The organism is Enterobacter sp. Lyrl_3 (assembly GCF_051948675.1).
GTDB lineage: Bacteria > Pseudomonadota > Gammaproteobacteria > Enterobacterales > Enterobacteriaceae > Enterobacter > Enterobacter cloacae.
In genome coordinates this window covers 257,949-272,033 of the sequence record NZ_JAYJLI010000001.1, presented here as the reverse complement: position 1 = coordinate 272,033, position 14,085 = coordinate 257,949, and the positions used below count along the sequence as shown (strand labels likewise).

The 14,085-nt window shown below is 54.2% G+C and carries 13 protein-coding genes; 7 read left to right on the top strand and 6 right to left on the bottom strand.

The genetic code is table 11. From position 1 onward, the window contains the following. Positions 1–86 precede the first annotated feature (86 nt). A complete protein-coding gene (gene pphA, locus VF709_RS01380; RefSeq protein WP_038419910.1) occupies positions 87–731 on the top strand; it encodes a protein-serine/threonine phosphatase in 645 nt (214 codons plus the stop codon). Positions 732–764: 33 nt separating this feature from the next. Here the strand turns inward: pphA and VF709_RS01375 are convergent, their stop codons facing one another. The 4 genes from VF709_RS01375 to yebS all read right to left on the bottom strand — a co-directional run bounded on the left by VF709_RS01375 (position 765) and on the right by yebS (position 6,514). Then, positions 765–1,004, bottom strand: a complete 240-nt coding sequence (locus VF709_RS01375) for a YebV family protein (protein WP_013096113.1) — start codon at positions 1,002–1,004, stop codon at positions 765–767. Positions 1,005–1,109: 105 nt separating this feature from the next. Next, a complete protein-coding gene (rsmF, locus tag VF709_RS01370) occupies positions 1,110–2,552 on the bottom strand; it encodes a 16S rRNA (cytosine(1407)-C(5))-methyltransferase RsmF (protein WP_038419909.1) in 1,443 nt (480 codons plus the stop codon). A gap of 76 nt (positions 2,553–2,628) precedes the next feature. After that, complete coding sequence (locus VF709_RS01365) at positions 2,629–5,262, bottom strand: PqiB family protein (RefSeq protein WP_038419908.1); 2,634 nt, start codon at positions 5,260–5,262, stop codon at positions 2,629–2,631. Then, positions 5,231–6,514, bottom strand: coding sequence for a membrane integrity lipid transport subunit YebS (yebS, locus tag VF709_RS01360; RefSeq protein WP_045903173.1), 1,284 nt, complete (start codon positions 6,512–6,514; stop codon positions 5,231–5,233). Before yebS ends, VF709_RS01365 begins: the two co-directional genes overlap by 32 nt. Positions 6,515–6,646: 132 nt before the next feature. On the opposite strand from yebS, the gene VF709_RS01355 reads away from it, so the two are divergent. From VF709_RS01355 to htpX, 4 genes are all read left to right on the top strand, one after another. Beyond that, positions 6,647–7,144, top strand: coding sequence for a GAF domain-containing protein (locus VF709_RS01355; RefSeq protein WP_013096117.1), 498 nt, complete (start codon positions 6,647–6,649; stop codon positions 7,142–7,144). A gap of 96 nt (positions 7,145–7,240) precedes the next feature. Next, positions 7,241–7,927 carry an RNA chaperone ProQ gene (proQ, locus tag VF709_RS01350; RefSeq protein WP_023620460.1) on the top strand — a complete coding sequence of 229 codons (687 nt, stop codon included), beginning with the start codon at positions 7,241–7,243 and terminating at the stop codon, positions 7,925–7,927. Positions 7,928–7,946: 19 nt separating this feature from the next. Next, positions 7,947–9,995 (top strand): carboxy terminal-processing peptidase, encoded by a 2,049-nt coding sequence (prc, locus tag VF709_RS01345; protein WP_013096119.1) that lies wholly within the window; start codon positions 7,947–7,949, stop codon positions 9,993–9,995. Between the two features lie 192 nt (positions 9,996–10,187). Further along, positions 10,188–11,069 carry a protease HtpX gene (htpX, locus tag VF709_RS01340; protein WP_013096120.1) on the top strand — a complete coding sequence of 294 codons (882 nt, stop codon included), beginning with the start codon at positions 10,188–10,190 and terminating at the stop codon, positions 11,067–11,069. A gap of 49 nt (positions 11,070–11,118) precedes the next feature. Here the strand turns inward: htpX and VF709_RS01335 are convergent, their stop codons facing one another. After that, positions 11,119–12,492 carry an MFS transporter gene (locus VF709_RS01335; RefSeq protein WP_038419904.1) on the bottom strand — a complete coding sequence of 458 codons (1,374 nt, stop codon included), beginning with the start codon at positions 12,490–12,492 and terminating at the stop codon, positions 11,119–11,121. Positions 12,493–12,670: 178 nt separating this feature from the next. Between VF709_RS01335 and kdgR the strand changes: the two genes are divergently transcribed. Then, a complete protein-coding gene (kdgR, locus tag VF709_RS01330) occupies positions 12,671–13,462 on the top strand; it encodes a DNA-binding transcriptional regulator KdgR (RefSeq protein ID WP_013096122.1) in 792 nt (263 codons plus the stop codon). Positions 13,463–13,528: 66 nt separating this feature from the next. Here the strand turns inward: kdgR and VF709_RS01325 are convergent, their stop codons facing one another. After that, complete coding sequence (locus VF709_RS01325) at positions 13,529–13,768, bottom strand: YobH family protein (protein ID WP_013096123.1); 240 nt, start codon at positions 13,766–13,768, stop codon at positions 13,529–13,531. A 159-nt stretch (positions 13,769–13,927) separates the two neighbouring features. On the opposite strand from VF709_RS01325, the gene mgrB reads away from it, so the two are divergent. Further along, positions 13,928–14,071: a PhoP/PhoQ regulator MgrB gene (gene mgrB / locus VF709_RS01320; RefSeq protein ID WP_013096124.1), complete on the top strand. Its 144-nt coding sequence runs from the start codon at positions 13,928–13,930 to the stop codon at positions 14,069–14,071. Positions 14,072–14,085 lie beyond the last annotated feature (14 nt).

Genomic DNA, 14,085 nt, shown 5'->3' with positions numbered 1-14,085 from the left:
TTTGGTTTAGCGTTTGTTTGGCTTTGTGATGCCCGGCGCTGATATTTGCATTTTCTGATGCGGCTATACTTATTCAGGGAGGCCTTATGTATCAGCGAATCGATGGTGGAAAGTGGCGTCACGTCTGGGTTGTGAGCGATATACACGGTTGCTATCAGTGGCTGTTGGACGAACTGAAACGCCGCCTTTTTAATCCTTATGAGGATTTGCTGATCTCCGTTGGGGATTTGATTGATCGGGGCCCTGACAGCGTTAAGTGCCTGCAACTGATCAATGAAAAATGGTTTCGCGCAGTCCGGGGGAACCATGAGCAAATGGCAATCGACAGCGTGAAAAATAACGACTTTGCGCTCTGGTTGATGAATGGTGGAAGCTGGTTCTCGCAGCTTGATGATTCGCAACAGCAGCAGGCGCTGACCCTGTTAGAAGCGTGCCGACAGTTGCCGCTGATTATTGAGATAACCTGCACAAACGGCCTGAATGTCATTGCTCATGCTGACTATCCGGCAGCGGAATATCGCTGGCGGCAGCCGGTGAGCGCTGAGCGGGTGCTGTGGGATCGGGATCGGCTAATGGGGTTTATGGCAGGAAAAGGGCAGGGAATTCGCGGGGCGGATCACTTCTGGTTTGGTCATACGCCGCTGGATAAGCGATATGATTTTGACAACCTGCACTACATTGATACCGGCGCGGTGTTTGACGGCTATTTCACGCTGGCGCAGTTGCAGTAATAAATAACCCGCCTTCGGGCGGGTTCTCTCTGGTCAGGCAAGACGCATGACCCAGGCATCGGTTTTACTGTCGTAATGCTCGCGGTAAAGGACGGAATGTTCGCCATCAAGGATTGCCGGAACGCTGGTGTCGGCATCCCAGGCATCCAGTTGCATACACAAATCCGGGTCGGATTTGCAGGGAATACTTAACGTTCGTTCGCCCTGGGTTTCGCCGCGCAACTCTGCGTCGTCGATTTCAAAAGCGCCAATTCGCACGCTGGTTTTCGTCATAATGCTCTCCGGGTGTGTTGTCAAAATCTGGTATGACCAGTACAGCCATCCATTTTTGATCGTAGACAAGGAGAGCAAAATCGCCAGTAAAAAAGTGCGCTTTTTTTAGTCGGCGCGATCGTTACCGGTAAACAAGCGACCATCGCGCACCAGTTCGCGTGGATAGCTGTTTTTCAGACGCGAACCCACTTTCTTTGCCAGTCCCAGCGGGTATCCCTGGTACGTCACCACAACGTCATCCTGAGAAGGGGCCGTTTCCGGATACACATCGCGCCCCCGGTACCACTCTTCAGCTTCCTGATGCGTCAGCGCGAAGGTGTTAGCCGTGCCGGCAAGGGCAATGACCGCCTCGTGCTGCCAGCGATAGCCTTTGTTATGCACTTCCGCCAGGCGGATCCCGATTCGGGAAAAACGAACTTTGCCGATAAGCGGTTCGATGTTCGCCGGGAAAAGCCAAATCTCTTTATCGCGCTGCCAGAGGTGAAGATCGTCATTCCAGTTCAGTCCGGCTATGCGGGCTGCGGTGGTGACCTGCTCTGCTTCACGGCTCTTCAGCGGTGTGAAGGGGAAATTACCGACCTTAAATGTTGGCGCGGGCAGTGGTGTGATGGCGGCAGTTTTACGCAGACGGGCGACAAAAAAACCTTCGCAGTCATAAATCTGCGGGAATACGTGGAGGAAACCTTCCGGGGTGATGGCGTCTTCAGCCGAGGCAAATAAGTCATTCAGTGGCAGAAACTCAACCGCATCGGGGTATTGCGCTTTCAGCCACAGGCAGACGTCTTCGTTTTCATCACGGTTTAACGTGCAGGTGGAATAAACCAGCGTACCGCCTGGACGAAGGGCATGAAACGCGCTGTCGATCAGTTCGCGCTGCGTTGCGGCAATGTCGAGGTTGCTTTCAACTGACCAGTTTTTTAGCGCATCGGGATCTTTGCGTACCACGCCTTCACCGGAGCAGGGAGCGTCCAGCAGTATGGCGTCAAACGCTTCCGGCAGGGCGGCGCCAAACACGCGTCCGTCGAAATGCGTCAGGGCAACATTCTGAATGCCGCAGCGGCTGATGTTGGCATGCAGCACCTTCACGCGGCTGGCTGAAAACTCATTGGCGAGAATGGCCCCGCGGTTAGCCATGCGGGCGGCAATCTGCGTGGTTTTTGAACCGGGGGCGGCAGCCACATCCATGACCCGTTCAGGCGCGTTGCCATCGGCAAACAGCGCAGCAACCGGCAGCATTGAGCTGGCTTCCTGAATATAAAACAGACCGCTCAAATGCTCGGCGGTACTGCCCAGCGGCAGTGACGCCTCGTCCTCCCGTTCGATCCAGAAACCCTCTTCACACCACGGAACGGGCGTGAGCTGCCAGTGGTAAGGTGATACCAGCGCAAGGAAATCCGCGACGCTGATTTTCAGCGTGTTGACGCGAATACTCCGGCGTAACGGTCGCTGACAGGCGGCGATAAAATCGTCTAACGAGAGGTGAGAAGGAAGCGCCTCGCGCATCTGCGCCAGGAATTGTTCAGGAAGATATACGGAGTTTTGAGCCACGGGCACACCACAGGGAAAAGTTCAGGTGCGCAGTGTAACATAAAGGCTCCGGCGCGTTGACACCGGAGCCCTGAGATTAACGCGGCAGGGCGGTTCCCCACTCACGCCACTCTTTAGGTTCGCTTTCAAGCAGCAGGAAGTGTTTGCCCGGCTGTGCTTTCGGCGCCAGCGGTGTACCCGGCGGCGTGGCGAAAGCAATACCGCCGCGAATAAACTGGTTGAACGTACCGGTTTTCACCACGCCACCCGTCAGGCCGAAGTCCAGCGAATAGCCGGAGGCCAGCCAGAACACCGAGTTATTCCGTACCAGATGCTGGTAACGATCGCTGATGCGTAACGCCACCATCACGCGGTCGGAGAGCGTCCCGAGCGTCAGGCCGGTCACCGTTCCCACTTCAATACCGCGGAACAGAACTGGCGTGCCGATGCTAAGCGAGCCGGCTTCCGGTACCTCCACCACAATGCTCAGACCATCAAGATAGCGCGAGTCGGTGATGGTGGCTTCCTGCAGTTCAAAATCACGACGCGCGTTGCCACGGCCAGGCTCGACGTTGATATACGGCTGCAGGATGGTGTCGAGATGCTCAACGCCCGCGGCCGAGATCTGCGGCGTCACCACGGAGAAACGCGTGCCTGAACGGGCAAACGTCTGCACATATTCCGGATAAAGCACCGCGGTGGCCTGCACTTCATTGCGGGCGGTGATCAGCGTCAGCTTCTGGATCTGTCCGATATCAATGCCCAGGTAGCGGATAGGCATTCCTTCCGCCAGCTTTCCGGCATCGAAGGCGTGCAGGGTAATCTGCCCGCCAACCGCACGTGCAGCGGTTTCAGACGGGAAGAGGATACGCTTGTCACCCTTGCGCATATTGCCGCCCGCGCCGGGCAGGTTATCGAAGCTGATCGCCCCGCGCAGCGCGCGAGAGAGCGGGGAGGCCTGCACGGTCAGCCCGCTACCGTTAAGCTGAACTTTTGCACCACCTTCCGCCCAGAAGACGCTGTTCGGGGTAAGCAGTTTGCGATACTCCGGCTTGATGTGCAGTTCAATATCAAAGGCGTCTGCACGAGGGCGAACGGTGATGACCTCCCCAACTTCAAACTTGCGATACAGCACGACTGAGCCTGCCTGAACGTCCGGCAGCGTTTCCGCACTCAGCGTCAGCGTGGTGGTCGGCAGATCGCTCATGCTGTTTTCAATCGCTTTATCCAGATTGGCATACAGCGGATAGCTGTCGCGGACAGGACCTTTGCTGCCCGGCAGGATGCGGATCCCGCCGTTCACCCACTCGCTCGCACTGGCTCCGAGGAATTCAACGCCGTCCAGCCCAACCTTCACGTCTACGCGGCTGTTAACCACGAATTTGCTGTCGCCATGCACCAGATTGCTGTATTGCGGATCGATTGCGGCGGAGAAGCTCACACCGTTTTCCGACAACGACCGCTCCAGCACCTGGCCTACCTGCACGCCGTGTAAGATCAGCGGCTGACCGGCTTCGATACCGTAACTTTCCGGCGCGTTCAGCGTAATGGTCACCACGCCGGGTTTTTGCAGCAGGGCTTTATCCGCCGGGGCAACCACAAAGGTGTTGCTGGGCTGGCCTTCGCCGGGGATCAACTCGAAGGTACTGCCTGTCAGGAGGCTGCTGATGCTGGCATCACTCAGGGACAGTTTCGGGCTGCGCATTTCGATACGCGTTTTCTCGCGCAGAAGATCTACCACGCTTGGGTCAACCGTCATCTCCCCGGTTACGGAACCGCCCGGATTGAGCGTCATTTTGGTGAGCTGACCGACCTCCAGACCCTGATACATCAGCGGCGTAGAACCGGCTTTTAACCCTTTGGCATCGGGCAGGGCAAGTTTGACGATCACGCCACGCTGGCTGTGCGCCAGGTCGGCATACAGACCGAACGTGTCATCTGCGGCGGCAGGGCTGGAATTTTCCGGGGAGTCAAAGGCAATGGCGCCATTGACCAGCGCGGCCAGACTTTCAAGCTTCACTTTCGCACCGCTAAGGCTTAGGTCAGCGTCCACGCCGGAAACGTTCCAGAAACGGCTGCCTTTTTTCACCAGATTGGTAAAGCGACGCTCAATTAACACATCGATAGTCACCCCCTGCTTGTTGGGGTTGATGGCGTAATCGTACACCCGGCCCACCGGGATTTTACGGAAGTACACCAGCGAGCCACTGTTGAGTGACCCTAAGTCCGGCGCCTGCAGGTGGATCATCAGATCCCCGTTATTGAGACGATATTTGGGCTGCGTATCAAGCGCCACAAAGTGATCCTGTGGCTCACCTTTACCCGGCATCATGCCGATATAGTTCCCGCCAACCAGCGCATCCAGACCGGACACCCCGGCCAGAGAGGCCTTTGGCGTGACCAGCCAGAACTGTGTTTCGCTACGCAGCGCGTCCTGCATATCAGATTTGATGCTGGCCCGCACCTGAATCTTATTCAGCCCTTTTCCAAGGGAGATATCCTGGACGGTACCGACTTCCACCCCCTGGAAACGCACCGGGGTACGTCCGGCCACAATGCCGTCGGCAGACTGGAAATCAATGGTGATGGTACTTCCGCGATCTTCATAGCTCGTCCAGATAAGCCAGCCTGCAATCATCAGGGCGATGACAGGCAGCAACCAGAATGGCGAAATGCGGCGTTTTGTTTTAATTCTCGCTTCAGTCGGCGAAGCGGGGGTTTCCTGACTCATGTGCATCCCAAAGTAAGCGGCTATCCAGCCATTCCACAGCAAGAATAGTCAATATCACCGCAGAGCCGAAATAAAAAGCTGCGGGTCCCATTGTAAAAGCAAGTAGCTGGTCGCGGTTAATCAGCGACATCATCAACGAAATCACGAACAGATCCAACATCGACCAGCGGCCAATCCAGGTAACGAAGCGCAGGAGCAGGATACGGGTACGTAAACCTTGCTCACATTTAAAGTGAATACTGATGAGCAGGGTAAACATCACTACCACTTTGGTAAACGGCACCAGAATACTGGCGATAAACACAATTGCCGCCACGCCAATATTACTGTGCGCAAGGGAGATAATGCCCGAGAGGATGGTATCCTCCTGCCGCCCGCCATTCACGTAAACAATGGATATCGGCAACATGTTGGCAGGAAGCAGGAATATCAACGAGGCAATGAGGGCGGCCCAGCATTTTTGCAGGCTGTTGTTGCGCCGCAGTCGCAAGGGAATATGGCAGCGTGGGCAGCGGCCGCGCGCATCGGGCAGCCCGGTGTAGTGGCAGCCCAGACAGACCCGGAGATTCTCGTCCGGGCGCGTGGCGGGGCGCTGCGGGTAAAATCGCTCCCAGAGCTGCTCAACGTTGAGATGGATCAGCGTCAGGATACTGAGCAATACCAGACAGATAAAAGCAAAGAGGCCAACGCCCGGTTGCAGAAACGCGTAGTCCTGCACTTTTATGGAGGCCACGCCAACGCCCACCAGATAGATATCCAGCATCACCCACTCTTTGAGTTTATCGAGCATCAGCAACACCGGGCGCAGGTTCATGCCGAGAATATTACCGAACCAGAGATACGCAATGGCGGCGACCAGCACCAGCGGTGCACCAACGGTACAGAAAAGCACCATGGCTGCGGTCACCGGATCGCCCTGGCGCGTCATCTGCCAGATCCCCTGCAGCACGTTGGCATCGATGCGCACGCCGAGCAGGTAGAGCTTCAGCAGCGGCTCGCTCCAGGCAAAGGGCATCAACAGCAGCATGGTGACCGCCATGGCGGCGAGACGGGTTAATGACCAGTCGCGGCCGTCACGAATTTTGGCGTCGCAGCGGGGACAAAAGGCGCTTTGGTGCGATTTCATCTTCGGCAACATAAAAAGCGTATCGCACTGGGGGCAACGCTGATAATGTGCACGAGGCAAAGCTGCGCTTACCGTATGGACAGTTATCTTTTTTGTCGGCGTGATTTTGGTTGTTTTTAAGGCCATCAGTTGCGCACAAATAGGTATTGTTGAAAGTTATAATAACTCATGAATGGATTCATCTTGAGCATGAGCGCATTTAATGCTTATTTTAATAGGCTATGCGGTAATTTTGTAAGACAACTAAGTGATTGAAGAATGAACAAAACAGAATTCTACGCGGACCTGAACCGCGATTTTAAGGCATTGATGGCGGGTGAGACCAGCTTCTTAGCCACTCTGGCAAATACTAGCGCATTGCTGTTTGAACGTCTCTCTGACGTGAACTGGGCCGGTTTTTATCTTCTGGAAGGTGAAACGCTGGTGCTGGGGCCGTTCCAGGGCAAACTGGCTTGCGTACGCATTCCGGTCGGCCGGGGTGTCTGCGGCACGGCAGTCGCCGAGAATCAGGTACAGCGTGTGGAAGATGTGCATGCGTTTGACGGGCACATTGCCTGTGATGCCGCCAGTAATTCTGAAATCGTGCTGCCGCTGGTGGTAAAAAATCAGATTATTGGCGTTCTGGACATCGACAGTACGGTCTTCAGTCGCTTTACAATCGAGGACGAACAGGGGCTGCGCGAGCTGGTGGCGAATCTGGAAAACGTTCTTGCAGCAACCGATTATCAAAAATTCTTTGCGAGCGTCGCAGGATAATCAACGGATAACGTAGCATTTACTGATAGCGTCATTATAATGACGCCTGTTCATGCCTGCGCTTGTTGGCAACGTCCGTTGTAATCAGGAAATTTCATGGAAAATCAACCTAAGTTGAATAGCAGTAAAGAAGTTATCGCATTTCTGGCCGAGCGTTTCCCACAGTGCTTCAGCGCTGAAGGCGAAGCTCGTCCCCTGAAAGTCGGTATTTTTCAGGATCTGGTAGCACGCGTTGAGGGGGAAATGAACCTCAGCAAAACTCAGCTGCGTTCCGCCTTACGTCTTTATACTTCGAGCTGGCGTTACCTGTACGGTATCAAACCGGGCGCGACTCGCGTGGATCTTGACGGCAACCCATGTGGTGAGCTGGACGAGCAGCACGTCGAGCATGCGCGTAAGCAGCTTGAAGAAGCCAAAGCACGCGTTCAGGCACAACGTGCAGAACAGCAGGCGAAAAAACGTGAAGCCGCTGCGGCAAACGGCCAGGAAGAAGCGCCTCGCCGTGAGCGTAAACCGCGTCCTGCACCGCGTCGCAACGAAAATAACGATCGCAAACCGCGTGCTGACAAACCAGCAGCTAAAGCCCCGCGCGCGCCTCGTGAAGAGCAGCGCCACACTCCGGTTTCAGACATCAACGCCCTGAGCGTCGGTCAGGCACTTAAGGTAAAAGCGGGTAACAATGCAATGGACGCCACCGTTATGGAAATCACCAAAGATGGCGTTCGTGTACAGCTGACTTCTGGTATGTCAATGATTGTACGCGCAGAACACTTGTTGTTCTGAAACGGAGGCCAAGCCTGGCATGAACACTTTTTTTAAGCTCACCGCGCTGGCCGGCCTGTTTGCCATAACAGGCCATGCTTTCGCAGTGGACGATATTACGCGTGTTGATCAAATTCCGGTTCTCAAGGAAGAGACGCAGCACGCGACGGTGAGCGAGCGTGTGACGTCACGCTTCACCCGTTCGCACTATCGTCAGTTCGATCTCGATCAGGCCTTTTCGGCCAAAATCTTCGACCGCTATCTGAACTTGCTGGATTACAGCCATAACGTACTGCTCGCCAGCGATGTCGAGCAGTTCGCCAAACGTAAATCCGACGTCGGTGATGAGCTGCGTTCCGGCAAGCTGGATCTGTTCTACGATCTGTATAACCTGGCACAAAAGCGCCGCTTTGAACGTTATCAATATGCGCTGAAAGTGCTGGAACGTCCGATGGACTTCACCGGCAACGACACCTTTAATCTGGACCGCAGTAAAGCGCCCTGGCCGAAAGACGAAGCCGAGCTGAACGCGCTGTGGGACAGCAAAGTGAAGTACGACGAACTGAGTCTCAAGCTCACTGGCAAAGATGAGAAAGAGATCCGTGACACGCTGACGCGCCGTTACAAGTTTGCCATTCGTCGTCTGGCACAAACCAACAGCGAAGATGTTTTCTCGCTGGCAATGACTGCCTTTGCCCACGAAATCGACCCGCATACGAACTATCTCTCCCCGCGTAACACCGAACAGTTCAATACCGAAATGAGCCTGTCTCTGGAAGGTATCGGCGCGGTGCTGCAGATGGACGACGATTACACGGTGATCAACTCCATGGTTGCGGGTGGCCCGGCATCAAAAAGCAAAGCGATAAGCGTAGGCGATCGCATTGTCGGTGTAGGCCAAACCGGGCAGAACATGGTTGATGTCATCGGCTGGCGTCTGGACGATGTGGTTGCGCTGATCAAAGGTCCGAAAGGCAGCAAAGTTCGTCTTGAAATTCTGCCTGCCGGGAAAGGCACCAAAACCCGTATCGTTACCCTGACCCGCGAGCGTATTCGCCTTGAAGACCGCGCGGTGAAAATGTCGGTGAAAACCGTCGGTAAAGAGAAGGTGGGTGTACTTGATATCCCTGGCTTCTACGTAGGGCTGACCGATGACGTAAAAGTGCAGCTGCAGAAGCTTGAGAAGCAGAACGTCAGCAGCGTGATCATCGATCTGCGCAGCAACGGCGGTGGTGCACTGACAGAAGCCGTTTCTCTGTCTGGCCTGTTTATCCCGTCTGGGCCGGTCGTGCAGGTGCGCGATAACAACGGTAAAGTGCGTGAAGATGCCGACAATGATGGTGTGGTTTACTACAAAGGCCCGCTGGTGGTGCTGGTCGATCGCTTCAGTGCGTCAGCGTCAGAAATCTTTGCCGCTGCAATGCAGGACTATGGTCGCGCGCTGATCGTGGGTGAGCCGACGTTCGGTAAAGGTACCGTCCAGCAGTATCGTTCTCTGAATCGTATTTACGATCAGATGCTGCGTCCGGAATGGCCTGCGCTGGGGTCTGTTCAGTACACCATTCAGAAATTCTATCGTGTGAACGGCGGCAGTACGCAGCGTAAGGGCGTGACGCCAGACATCATGATGCCGACAGGCACGGAAGAGACGGAAACCGGTGAGAAGTTTGAAGATAACGCGTTGCCGTGGGATAGCATCAATGCCGCGACTTACGTGAAAGCCGGTGATATGACCCAGTTTGGTCCGGAGCTACTGAAAGACCACAACGAACGCATCGCGAAAGATCCTGAATTCCAGTACATCATGAAGGACATTGCCCGTTTTAATGCCCTGAAAGAAAAACGGAATATTGTTTCTCTGAACTACGCTCAGCGTGAGAAAGAGAACAATGAGGATGATGCAACGCGTCTGGCGCGTATCAACGATCGCTTCAAACGTGAAGGTAAGCCGTTGCTCAAGAAACTGGACGATCTGCCAAAAGATTACCAGGAGCCGGATCCGTACCTGGACGAGACGGTACATATCGCTCTTGACCTGGCGAAACTCGAAAAAGCCAGGCCCGCCGAGCAACCCGCTCCGGCAAAATAATCCCCAACAGGCACAAGAAATTGTGCCTGTTTCTTTTTGTTCTGCATCCTTCCGTCAGGCAGATTTCCAATTGTGTAAAGTTGTGTCTTTCTGGTGACTTACGCCCTTCGGATGCTTGAAAATAGCCACAATACCCATACGATGTGGGTAATCGCATAGTGCGTTTTGTTAAACTGAGGTTAAAAGAAAATTATGATGCGAATCGCGCTCTTCCTGCTCACCAACCTGGCGGTAATGGTGGTATTCGGGCTGGTGCTAAGCCTGACAGGAATTCAGTCGAGTAGCGTTCAGGGTCTGTTGATTATGGCGCTGCTGTTTGGTTTTGGTGGCTCTTTTATTTCACTGCTGATGTCGAAGTGGATGGCGCTGAAATCGGTAGGTGGTGAGGTCATTGAACAGCCGCGCAACGATATGGAGCAGTGGCTGATGAATACGGTGGCGCAGCAAGCTAAGCAGGCGGGGATCGCCATGCCGCAGGTTGCCATTTACCATGCGCCGGACATCAATGCCTTTGCTACGGGTGCCCGTCGCGATGCGTCGCTGGTTGCCGTAAGTACCGGGCTGCTGCAGAACATGAGCCGTGACGAAGCCGAAGCGGTTATCGCGCACGAAATCAGCCATATTGCGAACGGTGACATGGTAACCATGACGCTGATTCAGGGCGTGGTGAACACCTTTGTGATCTTTATTTCCCGTATTCTGGCGCAGATCGCCGCTGGCTTTATGGGTGGAAACCGCGATGAAGGTGAAGAGAGCAACGGTAACCCGCTGATCTACTTCGCGGTATCGATGGTTCTGGAACTGGTGTTCGGCATTCTGGCCAGCATCATCACCATGTGGTTCTCCCGTCACCGTGAATTCCATGCGGATGCCGGCTCTGCGAAACTGGTTGGTCGTGAGAAGATGATTGCTGCCCTGCAGCGTCTGAAAACCAGCTACGAGCCGCAGGAAGCTAACAGCATGATGGCATTCTGCATTAACGGTAAATCAAAATCGTTGAGCGAGCTGTTTATGTCTCACCCGCCGCTGGATAAACGTATTGAAGCGCTGCGCAGTGGGGAATACCTGAAGTAACGCTGAAGATGCAGTCTGAGCCGGGCGGAGGAAACTCCGCCCGGCTTTTTTATGCCTGTACGCTGGGCTGCGTGACGCGCAGGCCGCTGACGATCGCGGCAAGGGTAGCAAGTGCACCTGCGGTGAGGAGCGCAAGGTGATTACCATTCTGCCCGGCGAGATTGAACATCAGGGCGACCAGTGCCGCACCAGTGCTTTGCCCCAGCAGGCGCGCGGTACCCAACATGCCACTGGCTCCTCCACTGCGGTGGCGCGGTGCGGAGGTGATAATGGTGTGGTTGTTCGGCGACTGGAACAGGCCAAAACCGGCACCGCAGAGGATCATACGCCAGATAATATCCAGATCCGTAGGTTGCGAGGGAAGCAGCGCCAGCGCAAACAGACCTGCCGCCATGACCGCCAGTCCCAGCGCGCCCAGTAATCCGGCATGCACGCGCTCTATGAGATAACCTGCCAGCGGTGCCATCACCATCGTTGCCAGCGGCCATGGGGTCAGCAGCAGTCCGGTCTCCACTTCCGAACGTCCTATTACGCTCTGCAGGAAAAAGGGGAGAGAGACGAGGGCGAGCATCTGGGCGCAGAACGAACAGATGGAGGTGCATATTGAGAGCGAAAAAAGCGGAATACGCAGCAGATCCACCGGCAGTAACGGCACAGGCAAAGCGAGCTGGCGGCGAACAAAGAAGTAGCCAATGATCAGCAGAGCAGCAACCTCTGCGACGGTCAGCAGGAGTGATTGACCCTGCGCAAAGCCGCTCAGGGCCGTAATCAGCAGGCCAAAGGTCAGCGCATTCATCACCGCACTGGCGATATCAAAACGAGGCATGGTGCTTTTGGGGCCGTTCCCCGGCAGATAGCGCAGGGCAAAGAAGATGGCCACTATACCCAGCGGCACATTGATGGCGAACAGCCATTGCCATGAGGCGACAGACAGTATAGCCGCCGCAATGGTGGGCCCGGCGGCCGAGGATACCGCCACAATGAAGGAGTTTATCCCCATTCCGCGCCCCAAATGGCGCTGAGGATAAATTAAGCGAATCAACGCGGTATTAACGCTCATCAGCGCCGCGCCGCCAAAACCCTGCGCAATGCGGGCCAGTGTCAGCATATGCAGCGAATCAGAGAGGGCGCAGAACAGGGAGGTTAAGGTAAACACAGCCAGACCGCATTGATACACCCGCCGGTAGCCGAACATATCACCCAGAAACGAGAACGAGAGCAGTGAGATCACGATCGCTATCTGATAAGCGTTAACAATCCAGATTGAGCTGGCGGGTGAGGCATGCAGATCGCTGGCAATGGTAGGCAGGGCAACATTGGCAATCGCGCCGTCGAGTACGGCCATTGAAATACCGATGATAATCGTAGCGATAGCGCCATACCGCTGGGGTAAAGGCAGGCCATCGGACAGTTTTTTTTCCATGTGGGATGAATAGCTCAGTGTGAAATTATTCTCAGGGTAACTATTTTAGCACTGTTACAACCGCTTTATGTCGCAGATTTGTAACGAAGTAAACGCGGATTGATTGCAGCAGGCATGACGGGAATTTATAATAAAAACCGGTTCTGATTTTTATAAAACACTCTCTATGAGGTGATGAATGGCAATTGCAGATTTGGATAAACAACCCGATTCTGTTTCTTCCGTGCTGAAGGTGTTTGGCATCCTGCAGGCGCTCGGAGAAGAGCGTGAAATTGGTATTACAGAATTGTCGCAGCGTGTGATGATGTCGAAAAGCACCGTTTATCGCTTTTTGCAAACCATGAAGTCACTGGGGTATGTCGCGCAGGAAGGCGAGTCTGAAAAATATTCTCTGACGCTGAAACTGTTCGAATTAGGTGCCCGTGCGCTGCAAAACGTTGACCTGGTGCGTAGTGCAGATATCCAGATGCGTGAGCTCTCTCGTCTGACCAAAGAAACCATTCACCTGGGTGCTCTGGATGAAGACAGCATTGTTTACATCCATAAAATTGACTCAATGTATAACCTGCGCATGTACTCTCGCATTGGGCGTCGCAATCCGTTATACAGCACGGCTATCGGCAAAGTTCTGCTGGCCTGGCGCGACCGTGAAGAAGTGAAGCAGATTCTGGATGGGGTGGAGTACAAACGCAGTACCCAGCGTACCATCACCAGCACGGACGAACTGCTGACGGTGCTTGATAAGGTACGTGAGCAGGGCTATGGCGAAGATAACGAAGAGCAGGAAGAAGGGCTGCGCTGCATTGGTGTGCCGGTATTTGACCGCTTTGGTGTGGTGATTGCGGGCTTGAGTATCTCCTTCCCGACGCTGCGCTTCTCAGAAGAGCGTCTGCATGAGTATGTTGCTATTCTTCATACCGCCGCGCGTAAGATTTCTGAGCAGATGGGCTATAACGCGTATCCGTTTTAACCCCTCTCAGCATAAAAAAACGCCGCAGACATTGCGGCGTTTTTTATCGGTCGTAAAAAAGGGTAATTAACCGTTATCAATGACGACAGAAGTTTTACGCAGAACCGGGCAGTTGGTTAACCCGATGATCCCGCTATCAGAATGCAGGTACTGGGCGGTGCTCATTCCCTGGGCGGTCAGGTATTTACACTGGATACCTAATCCAGCTGCGTTTTCGGTGCTCCCCACAAGCACGCCATATCCGGTTAATAAAAGGCCAATCCATACTACGGCCAGTGCAATAATTGTTCGAATGATTAAATGCATCATTGCCTCTTTATCTTTGTTGTCATGCCTCAAGACTAAACGGTTTACTCTATGAAACAAGTGCATGATTCTGAAAAGGGCTTACAGGCGTTACAGTTAGTCCTTGTTTAAGATAACCGTGATAACCTGTATGCAACAGGTGTTAAGACGGAGTGTGGAGTGAAAAAAATACGCTGGGTAATTCTGGTTATCGTGCTGATTGCATGCGTGGTGTTGTGGACGCAGACGATCAATGTGATGTGCGATCAGGATGTACAGTTTTTTAGCGGCGTTTGCGCAATCAATAAGTTTATTCCGTGGTAACAGGCATTTTTTCT